This is a genomic window from Paenibacillus sp. FSL W7-1279 (assembly GCF_037969845.1).
Lineage (GTDB): Bacteria > Bacillota > Bacilli > Paenibacillales > Paenibacillaceae > Paenibacillus_AQ.
This window is the reverse complement of the sequence record NZ_CP150215.1, coordinates 531,499-551,897: the sequence shown is the minus strand read 5'-3', so window position 1 is coordinate 551,897 and position 20,399 is coordinate 531,499. Positions and strand designations below refer to the sequence as shown.

Genomic DNA, 20,399 nt, shown 5'->3' with positions numbered 1-20,399 from the left:
AGATAGAAGACAACTATTCCTTGAGGGGAGATTCGCATGAAACAGATTATCGTGCTGGGCGGCGGATATGGCGGTATACTTACCGCCAAGAAGCTGGCTAAACGACTGCGCAAACAGAAGGATTTGCGGATAACACTCATCGACCGCAAGCCGTATCATACACTGCTGACCGAGCTGCATGAAGTAGCCGCAAACCGGGTCGAGGAGGATTCCATCAAAATCGACCTGAAGAAAGTGTTTTCCGGGTTCCGCAATGTAGACGTAGTGCTGGATGAAATCGGCGGCATCGACTTTGACGGCCAAACACTCCGTGGAGAGAAACAAACCTATTCCTACGATTATCTGGTCATCGGAACAGGCAGCAAGCCAACCTTCTTCGGCATACCAGGCGCAGATCAACACGCCTTTACCTTATGGTCGTATGACGATGCGGTCCGTTTGAAAGAACACACCCTGAATATGTTCCGAAAAGCCGTGCTGGAGCGCGACCCGCAAGTCCGCAAAGAAATGCTGACCTTCGTCGTGGTCGGCGGCGGATTCACCGGGGTTGAAATGATCGGCGAGTTGGCCGAGTTCACGCAACAATTATGTAAGGAATTCTACGTGGATCCAAGCGAGGTTACGCTGCACGTTGCCGACATGGTCGACAAGATCCTGCCGATCCTGCCCGAGCCATTGATCCGCAAAGCCGAGAAACGGCTGCGCAAAATGAACGTCAACATCATCACAGGCTCCAAGATTACGGAAGTGAAACCGGACGGCGTTACCGTCGGCGGCAGCGACATCAAATCCCGTACCGTGATCTGGACCGCAGGGGTGGAAGGCTCCGATGTGGTCGGCAATATGGATGTCGAGCAAAAAGGCCGCAAGCGTATTTTGACCAACGACAAACTTCAAGTTCCTGCCCATCCGAACGTTTATGTCGTCGGGGACAATATTTTCTACATTCCTGAGGGCGCGGCTGCACCCGTGCCTCAAATGGTAGAAAATGCGGAACTAGCAGCCCCGGTCATTGCACATAACATCGTGGCTGAATTATTAAACAAACCGATGAAATCCTACAAACCGACGTTCCACGGCACGATGGTCTGTATCGGCAGCCGCTACGGAGTAGCTAACGTGGGGGTTCCGGGCCATATGTTCAGGCTCAGCGGCTTCCCGGCCATGCTGGTCAAACATCTGATCAACATGCTCTATCTGTTCCAGGTTTGCGGCTTCAACAAGGTGTATCACTACCTACTGCATGAATTCTTCCATGTCCGGAACAACCGCAGCTTCGTGGGCGGGCATTTTGCCAAGCGCTCGCCGAATTTCTGGCTCGTTCCGCTGCGGATTTTTGCCGGATGGATGTGGCTCTCACAGGGATGGGATAAAATCCACAAGATTATCGATGATCCGGATAAAGTGTTCCTCATTCCTGCCAAAGCAGCCGACGGCGTAAGCGCAGCATCCGCTGCAGGTGCCGATGCTGCCGGGGCTGGAGCCGCAGACGCAGTGTCTGCCGCCTCTGCTTATACTGCCGAAGCGGTATCCGCCCTCCCGGTTCCGGATTTTATGAAATCCATTGTCGATTGGTCGATGGACCTGATGTTCTATACCGGCGACGGCGGCTATACTTCGCTTGCCTATGTATTTCAGACCTCGATGGTATTGGCTGAGCTGATCGTCGGCATCCTGCTGATCGTCGGATTGTTCACGGCACCTGCAGCCGTAGCCAGCGTCGCCATGGGCGCGATGGTATGGGTATCGGGGATGGCACCTAACGAAATGCTGTGGTATCTGGCAGCCGGGATCGCCTTAATCGGCGGATCAGGCAGCACGTTCGGACTGGACTACTATGTATACCCTTGGCTGAAGAAGGTATGGAAACGAATACCGATCGTAAGGCGATGGTACGTGTATACGGACTAATTCTTCTCTACTCAATAGAACGGGCTGATCGTATCGCGCATTGCCGTATCAAGCTCAAGCCCTAACCGTTCTACTGGCATTCACACTCTTAATCAACACGAGCCTTCCGGAAGGAGTCAATAACGATGGATATGAAGCTATTACAGGATACGATCGACCTGCTTCGGTCGCATATCGATTCCGGAACGGATATCGATTGGATGGAGATGGATAACAGACCGGTGAGGGACATCGCCGATATGCTCAACGCTTATGAGCTTGCCTATTCGCGCAAAATGACGGTGCTGGCTTGCTGCATCCTGATTCATACTGCGCTAAACAAGCATGGCAAGCTGCAAGCGAAGGATAACGAGAGACTGACGCGTATGCTGCTGGACGGCGATTATTTGACTGGACTCATGTACCGGATTGCCGTCAAACGGAAGGAATGGAAGCTGCTGTCTCGGCTTCTCCCCCTCCATAAGCGCATGCAGCTGAAACTAATGAAAAACGTCTCACCCGAACTCCTGCTTAAAGAGCTGAAGCGTGAAATCCGCAGTTATCTGGAGCAGCGGAGTGCGTAAGGAGCTATCTAGGGAAAGGAGCGCTGATGCAGATGAACATTCATAACCAGATTGGAGTCGATCTCGCTTCCTTCGACCGCCTGCTCCGGGAGGTAGTCACCTCAGACCGTGACCTCACTCCCCCCTCCGTTGTTCTGAGCAGCGTCATGGATCTCATTAACGCCGGCGGCAAGCGGCTGCGCCCGCTTATGGTCGTCCTCGGCAGCCGTTTCGGAAAAAGCGGTCATGAGCGGGCCGTCATGAAAACCGCTGTACTGCTTGAATACTTACACATGGCCTCGCTGGTGCACGATGACATTATCGATCAATCCGATATGCGGCGCGGCATGCCGACCCTGCATGAAACGACGGATGTCCAGACGGCCGTGCACATCGGCAACTACGTGATTGCCCGCGCCATCGAATGGGCCGCGGGTCATCCGAATGACGAGTCCGACAAGAGCAGTGAAGACATCTCCGAAGACGAGGCCTACCGATTAGCCGAGCTTGCGGCGTTGGTGACCGAGCTTTGCATGGGAGAATACGATCAGCTGCATCACCGCTTCGACTTCGGACTGACGATGGAGCAGTATTTAGAGAAAACACGCTGCAAAACCGCCCTGCTGATGGCTCACTGCCTGAAAGCGGGCGCGGAAGCAGCTCATGCGGATGCCGGAACTGCTGAGCGGCTCTTTCAATTCGGGGAGTCGCTCGGCATGGCATTTCAAATCCGGGATGACCTGCTCGATTTCACGAAGCCCAAGGAGGCCATCGGCAAGCCGGCTGGCGCAGACCTGCGAAACGGCAACATTACGCTTCCGGTGCTATACGCCCTCAACGATCCAGCCCTTGCACCTGGAATCAGGCAGCTTGGCCCCCACTCTGCGGAGGCTGACATGGACGAGGTCATCCAGCGTATCGCCGCAAGCGACGCCATTAAGCAAACCGAGGAGCTTGCCCGATCGTATGCGGAACAGGCCCAGCGGATGATCGGCGACTTCGCGGATCACCCCGCTCAGCGTGATTTGCAGGCATTGCTCCATTATTTCCTGCCCTAAAGACAGACATGAAGCCATATACTCCAAACGAACAGGGATACGTCCATCATGGATGCATCCCTGTTCGATATGAAAGGATGTTTTATAGACATGAATCGCACACGAATCTGGCGGTGGCGAATTGCGCTGGCGGCCTTCCTGATCCTGCTTGGTGCGGGGGGCTTCATGCTGTTCAAGACATCTCCAGTCGAAGAACAGAGGACTGGTGACACGCAAGTGAGCTCCATCGCCATCTTTGCGCTCAAGGGTTGCGGCGGCTGCTCCAAAGCGCTGGGTGTCATGGAACAGATGGAAGCAACCTCGCCAGCCTACCGTTACCAGTATTTCAGCATTTCGGAGGATACGGAAGCCGTTAACCGGTACGGCATTACGGAGCACCCGACCATCCTGTTCCTGAACGCTCAGGATGAAGAACTCGGGAGACTGACCGAGGACATATCAAGCGACAGGATCCTCCGCGAACTGGAAGATATCGCTGCGAACGGTGCACGTCCGCCCAAGGGGACGATTCTTTCCGCCATCCCCAGCACGATGCCCAGCGTAACCCTCCATGCCTATGACCCGTTTTCCGGTTTATTCACGCCCGTATCCCAGTACGTGCAGACGGATACCTCCGTCCGCTATCCCAAGGTCAGTGCCATGACGATGCTGACCCAGCTGGGAGATCTGTTACCACCTGAACTTGAAAGCGCCATCCCTGATGGCGTAACCTTCGTGGAAATCCGAAACGAGCACGGGGTGACCGTGGTAGAGCTCTCCCCATCGTTTCGTGCCTTTACCGGCTCTAAGCAGGGAGAACGGGCGGAAGAAGCCATCGCGCTTACGCTGCAAACCTTTGAAGGCGTGAACGGCGTTCAAGTAGTAAGCGGCGCGTATCGCAGCGACATCCTCTATGCGGAAGCTCTTGCTGGCCGTTCCGACGGAAAAACCGACTACCTGCTGCATCCCGATACGCCTCTTCCGCATATCTCCAGCGTGCAGGAATACAATGCAGCCATCCTCCATGCCAGCCACTTGGCCTACATGCCCTGCTTCTGCGGATGCGGCGATGCTGGCCATAGCAGCAACCTCAATTGCTACTATGCTCAAGAGGAAGACGGCAGACTCACGCCAACCACGCACGCGAAATTCTGCCAAACCTGCCTGGACATCACGAACATGTACCTGGACGGCAGGCAGCAGGGGCTGAGCCTGAAGGAAATCCGGATGGCCGTGGACCGGGCCTACGAGGGGATCGAGCCGACGGATACGCCGATGCCAATGAATGAATGGTATGACAAAACACCGTTCCGTTAAGGATCGGTGTTTTTTATATTCGTTCTCTACAAGCTGTGTTTTAAAAAATCACAAAAAAGAAGGGGCGATTACCCAGTTCACTATGTAATTGCCATATTATACCTTTACGGCGTGTATGAGTGTAATCTATGATTTGACTGGTATATCATCCATCGACGGTATACATCAGAAATTAAAAATCGGCAGATTAGAGGAGACGTATTACAACGTGATCAGAAAATACCTAAGCTTTCTTACACTAGCATTGCTGTTTCTTACTTTCACCCATAAGGAGACCGAAGCTTCGAACCAGAAAGTCAACTTGACCCTCCCTAACGGGGCCACCTACTACGGAGAAGTGAAGGGCAATAAACCCCACGGAAAAGGCACCATGAATTGGGGACCTTCCAAAGTATACAGCGGCGATTGGCACAATGGACAAAGATCCGGCACAGGCAGATACATATCGGACAGGCTTCCAGAGGATATGAAAATCGTGTATGAGGGTGAATGGCGAAACGATCGTCCTAACGGAACGGGAATTCGGAGCGAAAGCAACCCTGATTTTGAATTTTATGTAATCTCGAAGGGCATTTTCAAGGATCATGACTTGCTGTCAGGTTATACCGTGATGCAATCCATAGACTCCCTTTGGTTTGAATATCGGAATGGGTATACTCTCTTGCAGTTTTCTGTATCGGATCGGGAGCAGGCAAATGAACTGATGCAATCCAAATTGGCTCGCGGTCATATTCAACTGCTGAATTATTACAAACGGGATAAGTCCACGCCTGACTACAAAGGGTTCGAATATGCAAGCGAGATGGAGGATTTCGGGAGTTCTATCAGCGAAGGCGTATATCGAACAGGTGACTATGGGGTGATGGAGCTCTATACCGGGGTGAACCAACGTTTCGAGGATGAAGAATCCTATAGAGTAGAGAATTACAAGAACGGGAGACTCGTTTCTGCAAAAGAAGTACCGGAGAACGGACGGTTTGCCGGGATCGTTCAAGGGAAAATCAATAACAAGAAGCATGTCCTTCAGCCTTATCTAGGTGAATTCTCAAAGCTATTAAAAGACTTTGAAAACGAAACAGCGCAGCAAGGCTGCAGCAACTCGTCCACCAGCGTTTGCGTGACCTTTCCTATCAAATTCGAGTAGCAATAAACCACAAACCGCAGTCCTGAAGGACTGCGGTTTTCATTTCCTTCAAGCCACAAACTACAGCAGCGCGGCGGCGGCCACGGGCAGCAGGAACAAAGCAACAAACAGCGTGTCCGCCCGCTTCCATACAAAGGCCCTGAACCTGCTTCGCCGAGCACCCAGCCGGTAGCCTCTGGCTTCCATGGAATCGGCAAGCCCGATGGCGCGCCGGAACGCGCCTGTCGTTACTGGCACCAGCAGGGCAATGATCAGCCGTGCCTTCTCCTTCAGCGGCCGCGATGACAGGTCAAGTCCCCTGGACTGCTGTGCCTTCCACAGCCGCTCCGCTTCCTCGAAGATGGTCGGAATGAAACGGAGGGCAATGCCGAGCATCAGCACCAGCCGATCGGTCGGCACGCCGATATAGGTCAGGGGCCGCAGGAGGCTGCCAAGACCCTGGGCCAACTGCTCCGGCTGGGTCGTGAAGGTCAGCACCGCGGCCAACATGATGAAGAGCGCCATCCGGGAGGCGGACACGATACCTTTTTCCAATCCGCCTGCATACACCTTGAACGCGCCCATATCCAGAAGTTCCCCGCCTCCCGCATCATATACAATGTGAAATACCAGGATAAACAATAGCAGGAACATCAGCGGCTTCATGGCTCTGATGAAATAGCGGTACGGGATACCCGTAGCCCGGATCACCGCCGCAGTGAACAGCAGCAGCGCGAGCACCCCCATATATCCGTCTACCAGGAACACGGCCACCATAAAGAGCGGCATGGCAGCCGTTTTGGCACGCGGATCCAGGCGGTGAACCCATGAAGCGCCTTCCATATACCGGCCCAGGATGATTTTTCGTTTCATCCATGCTTCCTCCTTTCGCCTCTGCTTCGCTCTGCCCTACATTTCAAGCTGCCCTGCGTACCAGTCCGCCAGCGCAGCCGCATCCGGTGGCATCTCCGGAGGCTGTACTCCAAGCTGCGATGCCAGCTTGCCCGCCATCCGCACAGACGACGGAGCCATCAATCCTGCCTGCTCCAGCACCTCCTGCCGGTGTACCAGTTCCTTGGCCGTTCCTTGAAATACGACTCGGCCATCTTTAATGACAACGAATTCGTCCGCATAGGCCGCGACTTCCTCTAACCGGTGGGAGACGAGGAGAACCGTCTTGCCCTGGGTCCTCGTTAATCCATGCAGCCGTTCCAGCAAATCCTCGCGACTGGCAGGATCAAGGGAGGCGGTAGGCTCATCCAAAGCCAAAATGTCGGGGTCAGCCGCCAGTACGGCAGCTACGGCCGCTTTTCGCATCTGACCCGAGCTTAACTTGAAGGGACTCTGTGCCAGCAGCTCCTCGTCCAATCCGACGAAGGATGCCGCTCTGCGGACCGCCTCGGCGGCTTCGGCTGGGCTCATCCCGAAATTAAGCGGCCCGAACAGCAAATCCTTCTCCACCGTTTCTTCAAACAGCTGCTGTTCCGGGTATTGAAAAACAAGGCCGACGCGCTGCCGCAGACCGGCAGGGACCTTCTTGCTGTCACCAGGTTCAAGGCGGAAATCCAATATGCGAATCAAGCCCTCATCAGCCCGTATCAATCCGTTCATATGCTGGAGAAGCGTTGATTTTCCCGAACCCGGCGCACCGAGAACGGCAATCATTCTGCCTTCCTCCAGCTCCAGATGAAGGCCGTCGAGTCCAAGAATCGGGCTCATCCCCCGGTCCCGGTAGCGGTAAGAAACCTCTTCGAATGATATGACCATAACGCCTCCAGCACCTCCTTCTCCCTAACCAGCTCGCCGATATCAATCCCCCGCGCTTTGAGCTCCCTGCACAGCTGGAGGGCAAAAGGCACCTTTAGCCTGCAACGCTGGAGCAGCTCTTCCTGCAGCAGCAGCTCCCCTGGACTTCCGTCCGCCGTCACCATTCCGCCATCCAGCACGATCATTCGGTCTGCTTCGGCCATCTCCTCTACATCATGGGTGATGGAGATGATGGTGTATCGGCCTTCGGCATGCATCGTTCGCATGAAATCCAGCAGCTCATGCTTAGCCTTCTCATCCAGCATGGAAGCTGCCTCGTCCAAGACAATGATAGAAGGCTCCATGGCCAGTACGGCAGCAATAGCAGCGCGCTGCTTCTGTCCGCCGGACAGGGTTGCCGGATGCCGGTCTAACAGATGGACAATGTCCAGCCGCTCCGCGTATACCCGAATCCGCCGCAGCATCTCTTCCCGGCTCAAGCACAGATTCTCCAAACCGAACGCAATGTCATCCTCTACGGTCAAGCCGACAAACTGATCATCGGGATTGGCAAACACCATGCCTATACGCCGGCGAATCTCCCCCAGCGTACAGCCGTTCTGTTCTATGCCATCGATAAGGATGCGCCCCCGGCTCATGAGGAGCAAACCGTTTAACAACCGAATCAGCGTAGACTTGCCTGCCCCGTTCTTTCCGGCGATGCATACCCACTGCCCATGGGGAATCGTCAGCGAGACGTCCTTGAGCACGTTCGTGCAGCCCTGGCCGTAATATACATGCTTGAGCTTTACTGCATGCTCTGACTTATCCATTGTGCCCATGCCTATCGCCTCCTCCCTAGGTTTCCGTATGAAACATGCTAAACGGATCGATACGTCGCAGGGATTCGATCAGATGTTTTGCAGCCCATCCCACAAAGATCCCTGTCACGACACCCGCCCCGAGCAGAAATGGCAGGTAATAATAAATTTTGGTTGTTCCCAATACCAGCGAGGCTGCCGTTAATTGACCAACATTATGAGCGATGCCGCCTGCGATACTCACGCCCGTTAAGCTGAAACTATGGCCCCCGAGCCTAAGCATGACATACATCACCAGATAACTTGCCAGCGCCCCGAACATACTGAATAGGAAGGTCGAGAAGCTTCCGAGTATAAAGGCTGTCAGCAGTGTTTTTAAAACAATAAGCCACAGGGCATCCCTGCCCCCCAGGCAAACTAAACAGGTCAGCACCAAAATATTGCCAAGTCCCAGCTTCGCACCGGGTATCGTGACCGCGAATGGAATCAGGGCCTCCACAATGCCAAGCACCACCGATAAGGAGGCGCAGATGGCAATCACGACCAGCTTGCGGAGAGCATAGGGATCAGGAGACAACGGCATCCGGCTCACTTCCTTCATCTTGATCTCCGGTCACATCGACGAACACGCGATTAGGCAAACATACGATGGTGTCATGAATGTCGTGAACGTGGCCGAACCCCACGCAGAGCTGATCCGGACAATCCGACTCCACCATCTCGATACCCTCGCGGGAGACCCGCAAGAGGTTATATCCCCGCTCCGTCCGGATTTCTATATCTCGGGGCTCTTCCGTAAGCGCCACCGTATCATAATGCTTTCCATTCACCTCGATCATGGCATAGGTTCCCTCCGCCGCTCCGTCTTCTCCCATAAACTTGGATATTCCAAACCAGGCGACAACCGCAATCAGCACGAGCGCTATTCCAATATCTCCGCGTTTCATCAGCATCTCTCCACTTCGCTTTGCTTATCTTCATTATCAGGGCTGCACCAAGTGCCAGAAATGATTTTTCTCACATTCAGCAAGGTACGGGTCTGATACGCTGGGATCATCGGAAGTCGATTTAGAACAGACCAGAACTGAAAAGAGGAGGCACTGTCATGTATAGGAAGCTTCTTTCCTACAGCAGCCTGTTGATCATGCTCACCCTGTTGATGACGGGATCGATTGGCTGCACAACCACAGCAGATCAGAAGGTAGCCGCCAGTAACGAGCCGGCAACCGAACGTTACTTTATATTCGATACCATTGTAAGTCTCCGCGTTTACGATGAACGGATGACGTCCCAGCATTTCGATGAGATAGGCGCACTGCTAGAGCGTATCGACCAACGCATGAACCGGAAGCTGGCGGGCAGCGAGATCGATCGGGTCAATCAAGCGGCGGGCCAATCCGAAGTGAGCGTATCCGAGGAAACCTTCAAGGTTGTCCAAACCGCCATCGATTACGCAGCGGCTTCAGGTGGACATTTCGAACCGACCATAGGTCCGCTTGTAGACCTCTGGGGCATTGGCGGTGAACACCCCATTGTGCCGGAAGAGGATGAACTGGATGCTGCCATGAAGCGAATGAACTATAAGGATGTCATTTTAAATCCGGCATCCCATGCCATCCTGCTGAAGAAAGGAGGAATGTCGCTGGATCTGGGCGCCATCGCCAAAGGGTATGCGGCGGACGTCATCGCAGATTATTTGCAGCAGCAGGAGTTTCATTCGGCCATCATCGACCTTGGGGGTAACATCCTTGCCATGGGATCAAAACCGAACGGTTCGCCGTGGAATATCGGCATCCAGGATCCTGGTAAAGATCGCGGGCAATCCCTGGGTACGCTTGAAGTCATCAATAAGACCATCGTGACCTCCGGCGTGTACGAGCGTTTCTTTGAAGCAGAGGGAAAAGTGTATCATCATATCCTGAGCCCTTTCACCGGTTATCCGGTCGACAATGACCTGCTCAGCGTTACCATAGTGACCGACACGTCCATGGATGCTGACGCCATGTCGACCTCCGTCTTCTCGCTTGGACTAACGGAAGGGCGGAAACTGGTAGAGAGCCGCGGCGATGCCGAGGCTATTTTCGTCACCACCGATCATCAAATCTATCTCACCTCAGGTCTGACCCAAACATTTAAACTGACCAATGGCGATTACCAGCTTGCCGAATAAACTTATGGAAGGAGAAGATGGTATGAAACAGAATCGTGCTATAAGATCCGATGCATGGGATGGAGGGCTGTTTCCAGCAGGCACTTCCTCCGTCTATTCACAACCGCATCTCGCTCTGATCCGGGAATTGGCCGAGCCTGTCCGTTTGTTTGCAGGTGATTATCTATACCAGGAGAATGATCCTGCAGACCGGCTGTACTTTGTAAATCGTGGAAGCCTGAAGGTATCCAAGCTGCTGGAAGACGGATCGTCGGCCACCTTATCGCTTCACATTCCCGGCGATCTGTTCGGTGAACCCGATCCGTTCGGACGAGCCGTTCATCAATTCGAATCCAAAGCCTTGGAGGATAGTGAAGTCGGAATTGTGCCGCAGGCCGAACTGGATAAAGTCATCCGAACCAACGGTGACTTTGCCGTGGAGTATATGGGCTGGATGGCACTCATGCAGCGCACCGCGCAAAGCAAATTACGCGATCTGCTGCTGCATGGTAAATCCGGCGCCCTGTGCTCTCTGCTCCTGCGGCTGTACAATATGTACGGGACGAGCGGGACAAACAAGGAAACACGAGCCATCATCGGCAAGCGGATTACGAATCTGGAAATGGCGGAGATGATTGGTTCTACCCGTGAAAGCGTTAACCGGATATTGAACGAGCTTAAGGATCTTGGCGTCATTTCTACCGAACGGGGACGCATCGTTCTCAATGATCCCGACTATTTAAGGAATATTTGCCACTGTGAGGACTGTCCCCGAGAGATTTGCCGAATGTAACTGACAAATGAGAAGAAACCTCTCACGAAGAAACGAAAGGCGCATAAGCATCCCTTTTCATCGGAGAGGTTTCATATTTCATGCGTTCATTTCGCGGTTCAATTTTTTTCAGCTTCTAGTTTACAAGCATTCTAACAGCTTTTTCAAAAAGCCATGTAGATAGCTGATCAAAAACCTCCTTTTCCCTATCGACCATCTTATACATTTTCTTTCCTCCCCTTAAAACATAGCCCCCTTGATTCATATCCAAAAAATAATCACTCATTTCTCCGTCACGATCACGGTAAAAAATAATGAATGCAAACGTAGGACCTCCATCATTTCTTATGTTTCTGTTGAAAAACGATCGCGGCGATCTCGTATACGAAACGGAATCTAAAATGCTCATTAATTGGTCGAGCTCTTCATTTTTGTCTTCGAATTCGATAAGGTAAGGTGTCATGTTAGCTCCTTTCAGGTAAAGAAAAGAGATCTTTTCTATTTTAGTAGAATGGGCAATGACGCTTTTAGAAGGCAATCGAACAGAATAATAGATAATCACTATAGTAACTGCTAAGAGCACCACTGCCATTGCCATTATGATTTTCTTTACTCTTGGAATAAAATCACTCCTCTCTTTCGTTTCCTCCATTCATTTCATTCATTAATCTAAACGCTTGATCTTATGAGTGGGTTACAAAAGGTACAGGGATATCCCCGGCAACCTGTTCATCCTCCAGCCTCCCGAACCCGTTCCCAATCACTACCAGGTTATCAACTGAGGCTCAGAGGCAACGAGGGCGCCAAATTAGTTGTCCTGAAGGAATCGAGATTATCACATGAAAACTGCGCTAATTCTCGGTGTATTACAACTCCGCTGTGCGCGCTATGATGATATTGGACTAACCGAAATAAGAGAAGCAAGAATTTATCGCATGTATAACTGAGAGCGTTTCCATTCCAACTATGCATAGAAATGAGGTTTTGCTCCATGAAATATCCATTCCAGAATCCGGATCTTCCGCTGGAAGAACGGGTTAACGATCTTGTATCCCGATTTACCTTGGACGAGAAAATCGAATTAATGTGCCAATACCAGGCGGAAATCCCCCGTCTCGGCGTGCAAAAATATAAACATGGCACCGAAGGCGCTCACGGCGTGGCATGGCTTGGCGAAGCAACCGTGTTCCCGCAAAATACCGGGCTTGCGTGCACCTGGAATCCCGAGCTAATGCGGGAGATCGGATCCGTCATCGCGGAGGAAGCCCGCGTCTATTACCAGCGCGACCGGGCCATCAACGGATTGACCATCTGGGCGCCCACGGTAGATCTGGAACGCGACCCTCGCTGGGGACGCACGGAAGAAGCCTACGGGGAAGACCCGCATCTGACCGGGAAACTCGCCACCGAGCTTGTGAAGGGCATGCAGGGAGACCATCCCTTCTACTATAAAACCGTAGCTACGCTGAAACACTTCTACGGCAATAACAACGAAGTTGACCGCGGCAGCGCCTCGGTAAGCATCGATCCGAGAAACAAGCGCGAGTATTATCTGAAGGCTTTCGAGGCACCGTTCCGGGAAGGGAAAGCCGGTTCCATGATGACCGCGTATAACGGCATCAACGGCACGCCGTGCAACCTGAACCATGAAGTAAACGACATCGTCAAACAGGAATGGGGCATGGACGGATTCGTGGTTGGAGACGCGGGTGACGTTCTGGGCACCGTTATGGACCATCATTATGTCTCTTCCTATGCAGAGGCCGTTGCCGGCTCCGTTAAAGCCGGAATCGACAGCATCACCGACGACCAGGACATCTCCTTCCGCGCGCTCCGTGACGCATTGGAGCAAGGGTTATTGGAAGAGCAGGATCTCGATCATGCCATCCGCAATTCCTTCCGTGTCCGGTTCCGCCTCGGCGAGTTCGATCCGGAAGAACGGAATCCTTACAGCCATGTTCCGGAGTCAAAGCTCTGCGCGTCCGAGCATGCCGAACTATCTCTGCGGGCCGCCCGGGAATCGATCGTGCTGCTGAAAAACGACGGATTGCTGCCCCTTCAGCGCGATCAGTTGAAATCCGCTGCTGTCATCGGGCCCCTGGCTAACGAAGCATTTACGGATTGGTACAGCGGCACGCCTCCATACCGGATTACGCCGCTTCAGGGCGTGCAGGAGAAAATGCAGGACCGCAGCGTCCATTTTCATACGGGATTAGATCAGGTACGTCTTCGTTCTGCTGTTAGCGGCCAATATGTAGCCCTATCTTCGGAAGAGAATGGCCGGCTGCTTGCAAACACGGCTGAATCTACCAATGCAGCGGTGTTCGAGCGGAACGACTGGGGCTGGGGTTCCGTCACGCTCCGGCTCGCCAGCAGCGGCAAATTCGTAACCGAAACCGAAACGGGACTGCACGCAACGGCCGACGAAGCTCGTGGCTGGTTCGTAAAAGAGGCATTCAGCTTTGAGGCGTTACCGGATGGAAGCTTTATGATGAAGAATTGGGAAGGCAAACCGATCCTGCTGGATGAGCATGGACGGCTTGTCGTTGGCGGTACCGAGGATACGGGAACGCCATTTGTCATCGAGACGGTTCAGGACGGCATCGCTGAAGCCGTCGCAGCGGCAGCATCGGCTGAAACCGCCCTGGTATTCGTGGGGAACAGTCCGTTCATTAACGGCAAGGAAACGATCGACCGTCCCGACATTACGCTCCCGCTCGCCCAGCAAGCCTTAATTCAGGCGGTGTACGAAGCTAATCCCAATACGGTGGTTGTCATCGTAGGCGGGTATCCGTTCGCCGTGAACTGGGAACAGGAGCATGTGCCATCCATCCTCTTCACATCTCACGCCGGGCAGGAGCTGGGCCATGCAGTTGCCGACGTTCTGTACGGAGATTACAATCCGGGCGGCCGCTTAAACATGACGTGGTACAAGTCGACCGAACAGCTTCCGGATCTGATGGATTACGACATCATCAAAGGGAAGCGGACCTATCAATATTTCGACGGGGATGTGCTGTACCCGTTCGGTCATGGTCTCAGCTATTCCCGCTTCCATTACAGCGGTCTGTCGCTAAGCCAGCCGAAAATCACGGCTGAAGGCAGCGTAACCGTCACCGTTACCGTCAGGAATGAGGGTCAGCTGGCCGGGGACGAGGTAGTTCAGCTGTATGTGAAGGCCGACTCCTCCCGAGTTATCCGTCCTCTCAAAACGTTGAAAGGCTTCCGCCGCATCCATCTGGCCCCAGGCACTTCGGAAACGGTAAGCTTTGAGCTCAAAGCGGAGGATCTGGCCTTCTGGGATGTCACCCGGGATCGCTACTGTGTTGAAAAAGGTAGTTACACGATCATGGCTGGACCGTCCTCCAGCCAATTGCCGGTCACCGCAGCCCTTCAAGTCGAAGGGGAGACGATCCCTCCACGCACGCTGCGCGAGCCTGTTCGAGCGGTGAATTATGACGATTACCAGGGTATCTTCCTGGATGAATGCCGTGAAGGCGGAGAAAGCATCCGCTTAACCGGCGAAACGGGCTGGATCGCTTTCCATGACGTGGATCTCGGCAACGCTTCGGTAACGTTCCAAGCAAGGGTAAGCGGACATATCAAGGGCGGCGAAATCGTCATTACGACCGGCAGCCCGGATGGTCCTGCAGCTGGAAGCTGCAAGGTTCTGCCGACTGGAGGGCGCCAAGCCTGGACGACAGTCCAGTCCGAATTGACGGGATTAACAGGACGGTCTGACGTCTTCCTCATCATGCAAGGCGAAGTGCAAATCAGCTGGTTCCGCATAGCTTAGCGATAACTCATATCTTAGCGATGACTCATATATAAGTTTGCTTAGTCGCCAGATTCCACTGCGCCTTTCTGTCAGCGTCTTCTAAACTTACCGATGAACATCTGCCCTTCTTTTTATACTGAGGGCAGATGTTCATTTTTTGTTAGAATGAAATCAATTAAATCATGAACCGTTACAGAGAAGGACTCAGGCCTTCGTTGCTTAAGAGAGCAAAAAAAGATGAACCCTTTCCTAGAGTCATTTGTTTATTAGACATAACGCGAAGAAAGGAGTGCCTCGGATTGACGGAACGCGAGTTATTCGATTCTTATAACAAGGATGTGTACCGCACCTGCTACTATATGCTGCGGAACGCCCAAGATGCGGAAGACCTCTGCCACGATGTATTCGTCACTGTATTTCGCCAGGATTGGAGAAACGTTGAACATACACGCGCCTGGATCATGCGCATCGCGATGAATCATTGCTTGAACCTGCTTAGAAGGAATCAGACCCAGCGAGACAAGCAAAGCCAGGTCGAGTGGCTCCACGAGCAGACCACGGCATCGGTTAAATCCGTAGATACCATCGTATTGGAAAAGGCAGCAGCGGCGGAATGGGAGAAACTGCTGCGGCAGCTTCCGGACAAGCTGATGGCGGTTGTCACGCTCCGCTATATCGGTGAACTGTCGTTGGCGGAAATCGCCGAAACGCTGAAGATTCCCGTCGGGACGGTTAAATCAAGGCTTCACAAAGCATTGAAAATCATGCGCAAAAAACTTGAACACCATAACGGCTTCTGGCTGAAGGGAGAGAACCAATTTGGAACGTTTTGAGGGCAATTTGAAAAACCAGATGAAAACGGCGAATAACGTGTCTTATCCTGATTTTGACCGGATGTGGAGCAGTATCCAGCAGAATGAACTGAAGGTGGCCGAAGGTGAATCGATTCCGCTTCGTCCGCGAAAACGAAAGCGGATTGCAATCATCACCGGGATATCCGTCGCTTTGATGGCAACGCCGGTCTATGCAGCCCTGAACTATGATTGGTCCAATCTCCTGTCTTACAGGGCCGGTATCCAGACTGCATTGGAGCAGGGGCTTGGCCAGACGATTGAGCAATCCGTTACAAAGGATGGCATAACCTTAACAGTGCACACGGCGTTTATCGATGAGAACCGAACGTTCCTGCTCTACAGTCTGGATCCAGGTTCATCACGAGCTGGCGAGCAAGTAGCCTTTGATCATATTGGACTTAAAGATAAGGAAGGGAACTCTATCGAGGGCCATTATTCCCATCAGTGGAACGCGGATGCAGGCGTATTCCAGGGGTATTTTGAGACCGATTGGGTGGCTGACGGCCAAACGGCGGATATTGAGTTTGCCATGGAGAATATCCGCTTTACCGGCGATGGAATACAGTCGATCAACTACGACCCACAAGACCCGAATACGCAGGCATTCCCCATTCAGAAGGATGGCATCGACAGCGTAACCCTGCAATCTTTCGAACAAGCCGAAGGAAATGTCCTGCTCCAATCGGCCATTACATTTACGGATCCTGAGGTGAAGAGCAGAAGCTGGGTGCGAATTCATGTGACCGATTCCAAGAAAAAGATGATCAAGGAGGTTGGAACGCCTTCTTTTGGAACCCCAGGTGCCTCTGGGGAATACCTGAGCCAGCAAGTATTCAAGTCTGACTCCTTGCGTGCTGAAGGTACCCAGTTCCAGCTTGCTTACGATCGCACGCTTGAAACCGCAGAGGGTACTTGGAGCTTAAATATGGCCTTGTCCAAGACGCAAATGGACAACGGCACATTTAAAGAAGCGCTGAATATCCCTGTTGATCAAGTTCCTGGAGGAACAAAAATCCATGAAATGATTGTTACGCCGACCCAAGTAAGGCTGATCCTGACCCATGAAGAAAAGTATACCCGTGTTCCTTACATGAATTATCAACTGGATGTAGGCGGGACGCTGTTGGACGGAGGTATGTGGTTTGTTCAGGGGCAACCCAGAACAACGGAGCTGCGCTTTGAAATGGCCGGACTGAATGCGGCCTCCCTGGCGAACCAACCGGTGTCTCTGATCGCCAAACATCGCGTTGATGAATATGCCGGAGACAAGAATCCCATCCGCTTGACCGGCATTTCGGCTGAACATCAAAGCTTAACGTCCAGCATTGCAGGTTATCCGATCACATGGACCTATTACCTAAAGGACAATAACCTCTATGTGGAATCCTTGAGCTCCGACCCGTCGTTCGGCGGCGTCAACCAAACCTATTATCTTGACGGCAAAGACCGGAGTTATGGAATGCCGGCCATGATCGGCATGCTCGGCGATGACAATAATAAACATATGGACGTGTATGAGAATTTCGACAAGACCGAGCTCGACATTTACGTTTGGCGTTATACCACCCATAAACGGGACGATGTCCTGCGCGTTCCGCTTAAGGCCGGAAAATAACATATACGGAATAAACGATAAAGAAACCCTCTGGATGGACATAAACAGTACCCGGAACGGCGCTTCTGCCAAGAAGCGCCATTCCTTTTTCCGTCTTCCGTTCTCCACCTTTTGAGAGTTTCTTTCTTTTTTCCGTTTGAACATGTCACAATTCTGCACGGCTAACTGTCATATGGGTGAACATCCAAAATCATACGTAAAGGGGAACTGAACATGGAACTGCGAATGAATTACCGATCAGCCAATCCCGAAGCCTTCAAAACCCTGCTTGCCCTGGAGCAAGTGGCCCAAAAAAGCGGACTCGATCACAAGCTGTACGAGATCATTAAGCTCAGGGCATCCCAGATCAACGGCTGCTCCTTCTGCGTGGATATGCATTCCAAGGATCTGCTCTCCATGGGCGAAAGCGTGGACCGCCTCCTCCTTCTGCCCATGTGGCGCGAAGTCCCGATATATTCAGACGAGGAACGGGCTGTCATCGAACTGACGGAGTGCGTGACCAAGCTGTCCGAGGCCGGCGTTCCTGTAGAGGTATACGAACGCGTCCGCAAGCATTTTGACGAGAAACAATTCGTCGATTTGGTCATGGCGATCACAACGATCAATGCCTGGAACCGGATCGGTGTCGCTACAGGGCTGTTCCCGGGCTGTTTTGATTAAATAGCTGCAATTTATCCGGATTCACCACAAGGAAAATCTGGCTGATGCGGGATAAGTCGGGTTCCCACTCTACCGTTAGCACCATGGAGACCCTGCCGTCCCGCTTCAGCAATAAGCCGGGTTCTCCGTTTACGGAAACAGGCTCAAAGCCTTCTCGGAACGAGCCTTTGGCAGACAACCCCTCGAAAAACGCACGTACCCGTTCCACGCCCAGTATCGGATTAATGGCAGCCTTCGCTTTGCCGCCGCCATCCGATAGCAGCGTAACCTCTTCCTTCAGAAAAGACAGCAGCGGCTTAAAATTGCCCATATCGGACGCCCGCAGGAATGCTTCAACGAAGCGTTCCTGCGTTTCCGTCCGGGCGGTTTCTCCATTAGCCCTTTCCGTGGCCTGGCCCATTTTCTGCTTGGCACGGCTGAAGGTTTTGCGGCAGCTGATCTCCGTCTTTCCAAGCATCTCCGCTATGATCGGGTATTCAAGACCCAGCGTATCCTTGGCGATATAAATGGCACGCTCCAGCGGCGTTAACCGCTGAAGCAGCACCAGGTAGGCATAACCAATCGTTTCGCGGCGTTCCGCAGGATCGGACCGCGTCAGCATGTCATAATCCGGCATCGGCTCCGGGAGCCAGGGACCGGTATACGTTTCGCGCTGGCGTCTGGACGATTTCAACAGGTTGATGCAGCGGTTCGTTGTCATTTTGGCCAAATACGCTTTCTCGTTCAGCACTTCTCCCCGATCCATCTGCACGAATTGGGAAAAAACATCCTGTACGATGTCCTCCGCATCCGCTGCACTCCCCAGCATCCGGTAAGCCAGGCCGAACATCATCGGCTTGTATTCGGTATAGATTTGATCCAATAACATCAGACACACCTTCTTACTCTGTATATTTTCGGCATGAAAGCTACACCACTTATAAGACAAATGAGCCATACCGCCTGTGACATCTGAAGATGTTATTCTCTACTCTACCCCATATCCCCGGATTCCCGGAAGGGTCAGTTTATCAGAGAGTTTGAAGGTCAACCAACACAGCGTTCGTCATCCAACATGCAGATTATGACAACATTCGATAAATCTATCGACATTTGGGTAATTTTTAAATAACATATGGAATGGCTTAACTACAGCGATAAAAGGTTGAAGAGTTTAGAAAGTAGGTAAAACATGAAAAAATCCACCCCTTTACGTCGCGTCGAATTCGGTTATTTTCTGCTGATTGCCCTCGCCATCGTCCAGCAGTTGTTCATATTTTGGAACATCTATGTAAACCAAAGTTTTACTTTCACGGAATTCCTGTTCAGCGTTGGCACACTAGCCGCCTTATTGATCGGTTTCTTTCTTCCGGTAGGCGTGTCGACGGTGGCGGTTTTTGTGTATCTGGTCACTTATTTCGTATGGTTGTCCACGCTGGCCCCGGTCAATGCACTCACGCTGGCCTGGATTCTGCTGCTGCCCGCCAATACCGCCATTGCCATCTTCATCAAGCTGGCTCTGGTGAGAAGCCGGAGGTTCATCCGGCGTCTCGAGCAATTGAGGAAAACCAACCCGGATATCGACATCGACACCTCGCTTGGCAGCAAGGATGCTTTTGAAAGCACGCTGGTGAAACAGGCCAATCTGGCCAATCGGTATTCGGATCAGTACAGCTTCTGCATCATGATGTTTAAGCTCGATTTTCTCCCCCTGACCAGGGAGTCTGTCGGATCCCACCGTTTTGCCAAGCTGATTATGGAACTGTCGAGCACAATTCAGAAGCAGATTCGTTACGAGGACTATAAATTCTCTATTGGCGAAGGACGCTTTATCATTCTGTGCCCGCTCACCAAGCCGGAGTACCTCAAAAGCCTCATGGACCGCATCAAAGTCGCCATGATGAACGTCCCCTTCCGTGACAAGAAAGGCATGTCCCTCAAGCTTGTGGTCCGTGCCGGCGGCCTTGTGTTCCAGAAGGAGCAATTCAGCCGATACGATAATATCGATGACGTCATCTCTGCATTAGAACGGAATACCGAAACCGATCTCATCGGGGAATACATTTAATCAAGTTAAGTTGCCACCATCAATCAA

At 52.5% G+C, this 20,399-nt stretch carries 19 protein-coding genes; 12 read left to right on the top strand and 7 right to left on the bottom strand.

Translation table 11 applies throughout. The annotated features are described in order from the left end of the window. Window positions 1-36 precede the first annotated feature (36 nt). The 5 genes from MKY82_RS02305 to MKY82_RS02285 all read left to right on the top strand — a co-directional run bounded on the left by MKY82_RS02305 (window position 37) and on the right by MKY82_RS02285 (window position 5,951). Complete coding sequence (locus tag MKY82_RS02305) at window positions 37-1,911, top strand: FAD-dependent oxidoreductase (protein ID WP_194540577.1); 1,875 nt, start codon at window positions 37-39, stop codon at window positions 1,909-1,911. Between the two features lie 125 nt (window positions 1,912-2,036). Continuing rightward, entirely contained in the window at window positions 2,037-2,474 is a 438-nt protein-coding gene (locus tag MKY82_RS02300; protein ID WP_339295402.1) for a hypothetical protein, read from the top strand. A gap of 32 nt (window positions 2,475-2,506) precedes the next feature. After that, on the top strand, window positions 2,507-3,511 hold the full coding sequence (locus tag MKY82_RS02295) for a polyprenyl synthetase family protein (RefSeq protein ID WP_339295401.1): 1,005 nt from the start codon (window positions 2,507-2,509) through the stop codon (window positions 3,509-3,511). Window positions 3,512-3,601: 90 nt separating this feature from the next. Continuing rightward, window positions 3,602-4,807: a PCYCGC motif-containing (lipo)protein gene (locus tag MKY82_RS02290; protein WP_339295400.1), complete on the top strand. Its 1,206-nt coding sequence runs from the start codon at window positions 3,602-3,604 to the stop codon at window positions 4,805-4,807. Between the two features lie 208 nt (window positions 4,808-5,015). Next, a complete protein-coding gene (locus MKY82_RS02285) occupies window positions 5,016-5,951 on the top strand; it encodes a hypothetical protein (RefSeq protein ID WP_339295399.1) in 936 nt (311 codons plus the stop codon). Between the two features lie 60 nt (window positions 5,952-6,011). On the opposite strand, the gene MKY82_RS02280 is transcribed toward MKY82_RS02285, so the two are convergent. Genes MKY82_RS02280 through MKY82_RS02260 form a run of 5 tightly spaced genes read right to left on the bottom strand, consistent with a single transcriptional unit; the run spans window position 6,012 to window position 9,444 of the window. Beyond that, the gene (locus MKY82_RS02280; RefSeq protein WP_339295398.1) at window positions 6,012-6,803 is read right to left on the bottom strand and encodes an energy-coupling factor transporter transmembrane protein EcfT; all 792 of its coding nucleotides are present in this window, start codon (window positions 6,801-6,803) and stop codon (window positions 6,012-6,014) included. A 36-nt stretch (window positions 6,804-6,839) separates the two neighbouring features. After that, window positions 6,840-7,697, bottom strand: coding sequence for an ATP-binding cassette domain-containing protein (locus MKY82_RS02275; RefSeq protein ID WP_339295397.1), 858 nt, complete (start codon window positions 7,695-7,697; stop codon window positions 6,840-6,842). After that, window positions 7,646-8,518: an energy-coupling factor transporter ATPase gene (locus MKY82_RS02270; protein ID WP_339295396.1), complete on the bottom strand. Its 873-nt coding sequence runs from the start codon at window positions 8,516-8,518 to the stop codon at window positions 7,646-7,648. Before MKY82_RS02270 ends, MKY82_RS02275 begins: the two co-directional genes overlap by 52 nt. Before the next feature lie 16 nt (window positions 8,519-8,534). Continuing rightward, window positions 8,535-9,080, bottom strand: coding sequence for a Gx transporter family protein (locus MKY82_RS02265; protein ID WP_339296628.1), 546 nt, complete (start codon window positions 9,078-9,080; stop codon window positions 8,535-8,537). Then, window positions 9,064-9,444 carry a NusG domain II-containing protein gene (locus MKY82_RS02260; protein ID WP_220686820.1) on the bottom strand — a complete coding sequence of 127 codons (381 nt, stop codon included), beginning with the start codon at window positions 9,442-9,444 and terminating at the stop codon, window positions 9,064-9,066. The genes MKY82_RS02265 and MKY82_RS02260 overlap by 17 nt, the downstream gene beginning before the upstream one ends. A gap of 158 nt (window positions 9,445-9,602) precedes the next feature. On the opposite strand from MKY82_RS02260, the gene MKY82_RS02255 reads away from it, so the two are divergent. Together MKY82_RS02255 and MKY82_RS02250 are read left to right on the top strand one after the other, a co-directional pair. After that, the gene (locus MKY82_RS02255; protein ID WP_220686821.1) at window positions 9,603-10,667 is read left to right on the top strand and encodes an FAD:protein FMN transferase; all 1,065 of its coding nucleotides are present in this window, start codon (window positions 9,603-9,605) and stop codon (window positions 10,665-10,667) included. Window positions 10,668-10,689: 22 nt separating this feature from the next. Further along, window positions 10,690-11,439 carry a Crp/Fnr family transcriptional regulator gene (locus MKY82_RS02250; protein ID WP_220686822.1) on the top strand — a complete coding sequence of 250 codons (750 nt, stop codon included), beginning with the start codon at window positions 10,690-10,692 and terminating at the stop codon, window positions 11,437-11,439. Window positions 11,440-11,554: 115 nt separating this feature from the next. Here MKY82_RS02250 and MKY82_RS02245 read toward each other — a convergent pair whose 3' ends face one another. Then, on the bottom strand, window positions 11,555-12,070 hold the full coding sequence (locus tag MKY82_RS02245) for a hypothetical protein (protein ID WP_260066737.1): 516 nt from the start codon (window positions 12,068-12,070) through the stop codon (window positions 11,555-11,557). A gap of 339 nt (window positions 12,071-12,409) precedes the next feature. Here MKY82_RS02245 and MKY82_RS02240 point away from each other — a divergent pair, with 339 nt between their 5' ends. The 4 genes from MKY82_RS02240 (at window position 12,410) to MKY82_RS02225 (ending at window position 18,325) form a co-directional block, all read left to right on the top strand. After that, window positions 12,410-15,214, top strand: a complete 2,805-nt coding sequence (locus MKY82_RS02240; RefSeq protein ID WP_339295395.1) for a glycoside hydrolase family 3 C-terminal domain-containing protein — start codon at window positions 12,410-12,412, stop codon at window positions 15,212-15,214. 281 nt (window positions 15,215-15,495) lie between these two features. Then, entirely contained in the window at window positions 15,496-16,029 is a 534-nt protein-coding gene (locus MKY82_RS02235) for an RNA polymerase sigma factor (RefSeq protein ID WP_194540562.1), read from the top strand. Beyond that, window positions 16,016-17,665 carry a DUF4179 domain-containing protein gene (locus MKY82_RS02230; RefSeq protein ID WP_339295394.1) on the top strand — a complete coding sequence of 550 codons (1,650 nt, stop codon included), beginning with the start codon at window positions 16,016-16,018 and terminating at the stop codon, window positions 17,663-17,665. The genes MKY82_RS02235 and MKY82_RS02230 overlap by 14 nt, the downstream gene beginning before the upstream one ends. A gap of 213 nt (window positions 17,666-17,878) precedes the next feature. Further along, window positions 17,879-18,325 carry a carboxymuconolactone decarboxylase family protein gene (locus MKY82_RS02225; protein ID WP_339295393.1) on the top strand — a complete coding sequence of 149 codons (447 nt, stop codon included), beginning with the start codon at window positions 17,879-17,881 and terminating at the stop codon, window positions 18,323-18,325. On the opposite strand, the gene MKY82_RS02220 is transcribed toward MKY82_RS02225, so the two are convergent. After that, window positions 18,294-19,193 (bottom strand): sigma-70 family RNA polymerase sigma factor, encoded by a 900-nt coding sequence (locus MKY82_RS02220; RefSeq protein WP_194540559.1) that lies wholly within the window; start codon window positions 19,191-19,193, stop codon window positions 18,294-18,296. The genes MKY82_RS02225 and MKY82_RS02220 overlap by 32 nt on opposite strands. A 303-nt stretch (window positions 19,194-19,496) precedes the next feature. Here MKY82_RS02220 and MKY82_RS02215 point away from each other — a divergent pair, with 303 nt between their 5' ends. Further along, window positions 19,497-20,372, top strand: a complete 876-nt coding sequence (locus MKY82_RS02215; RefSeq protein ID WP_339295392.1) for a diguanylate cyclase — start codon at window positions 19,497-19,499, stop codon at window positions 20,370-20,372. Window positions 20,373-20,399 lie beyond the last annotated feature (27 nt).

Coding starts and splice junctions, on each gene's coding strand:
- MKY82_RS02305 (WP_194540577.1), top strand. CDS start 37: ATGAAACAGATTATCGTGCTGGGCGGCGGATATGGCGGTATACTTACC.
- MKY82_RS02300 (WP_339295402.1), top strand. CDS start 2,037: ATGGATATGAAGCTATTACAGGATACGATCGACCTGCTTCGGTCGCAT.
- MKY82_RS02295 (WP_339295401.1), top strand. CDS start 2,507: ATGAACATTCATAACCAGATTGGAGTCGATCTCGCTTCCTTCGACCGC.
- MKY82_RS02290 (WP_339295400.1), top strand. CDS start 3,602: ATGAATCGCACACGAATCTGGCGGTGGCGAATTGCGCTGGCGGCCTTC.
- MKY82_RS02280 (WP_339295398.1), bottom strand. CDS start 6,803: ATGAAACGAAAAATCATCCTGGGCCGGTATATGGAAGGCGCTTCATGG.
- MKY82_RS02275 (WP_339295397.1), bottom strand. CDS start 7,697: ATGGTCATATCATTCGAAGAGGTTTCTTACCGCTACCGGGACCGGGGG.
- MKY82_RS02270 (WP_339295396.1), bottom strand. CDS start 8,518: ATGGGCACAATGGATAAGTCAGAGCATGCAGTAAAGCTCAAGCATGTA.
- MKY82_RS02265 (WP_339296628.1), bottom strand. CDS start 9,080: ATGCCGTTGTCTCCTGATCCCTATGCTCTCCGCAAGCTGGTCGTGATT.
- MKY82_RS02260 (WP_220686820.1), bottom strand. CDS start 9,444: ATGAAACGCGGAGATATTGGAATAGCGCTCGTGCTGATTGCGGTTGTC.
- MKY82_RS02255 (WP_220686821.1), top strand. CDS start 9,603: ATGTATAGGAAGCTTCTTTCCTACAGCAGCCTGTTGATCATGCTCACC.
- MKY82_RS02250 (WP_220686822.1), top strand. CDS start 10,690: ATGAAACAGAATCGTGCTATAAGATCCGATGCATGGGATGGAGGGCTG.
- MKY82_RS02245 (WP_260066737.1), bottom strand. CDS start 12,070: ATGGAGGAAACGAAAGAGAGGAGTGATTTTATTCCAAGAGTAAAGAAA.
- MKY82_RS02240 (WP_339295395.1), top strand. CDS start 12,410: ATGAAATATCCATTCCAGAATCCGGATCTTCCGCTGGAAGAACGGGTT.
- MKY82_RS02225 (WP_339295393.1), top strand. CDS start 17,879: ATGGAACTGCGAATGAATTACCGATCAGCCAATCCCGAAGCCTTCAAA.
- MKY82_RS02220 (WP_194540559.1), bottom strand. CDS start 19,193: ATGTTATTGGATCAAATCTATACCGAATACAAGCCGATGATGTTCGGC.
- MKY82_RS02215 (WP_339295392.1), top strand. CDS start 19,497: ATGAAAAAATCCACCCCTTTACGTCGCGTCGAATTCGGTTATTTTCTG.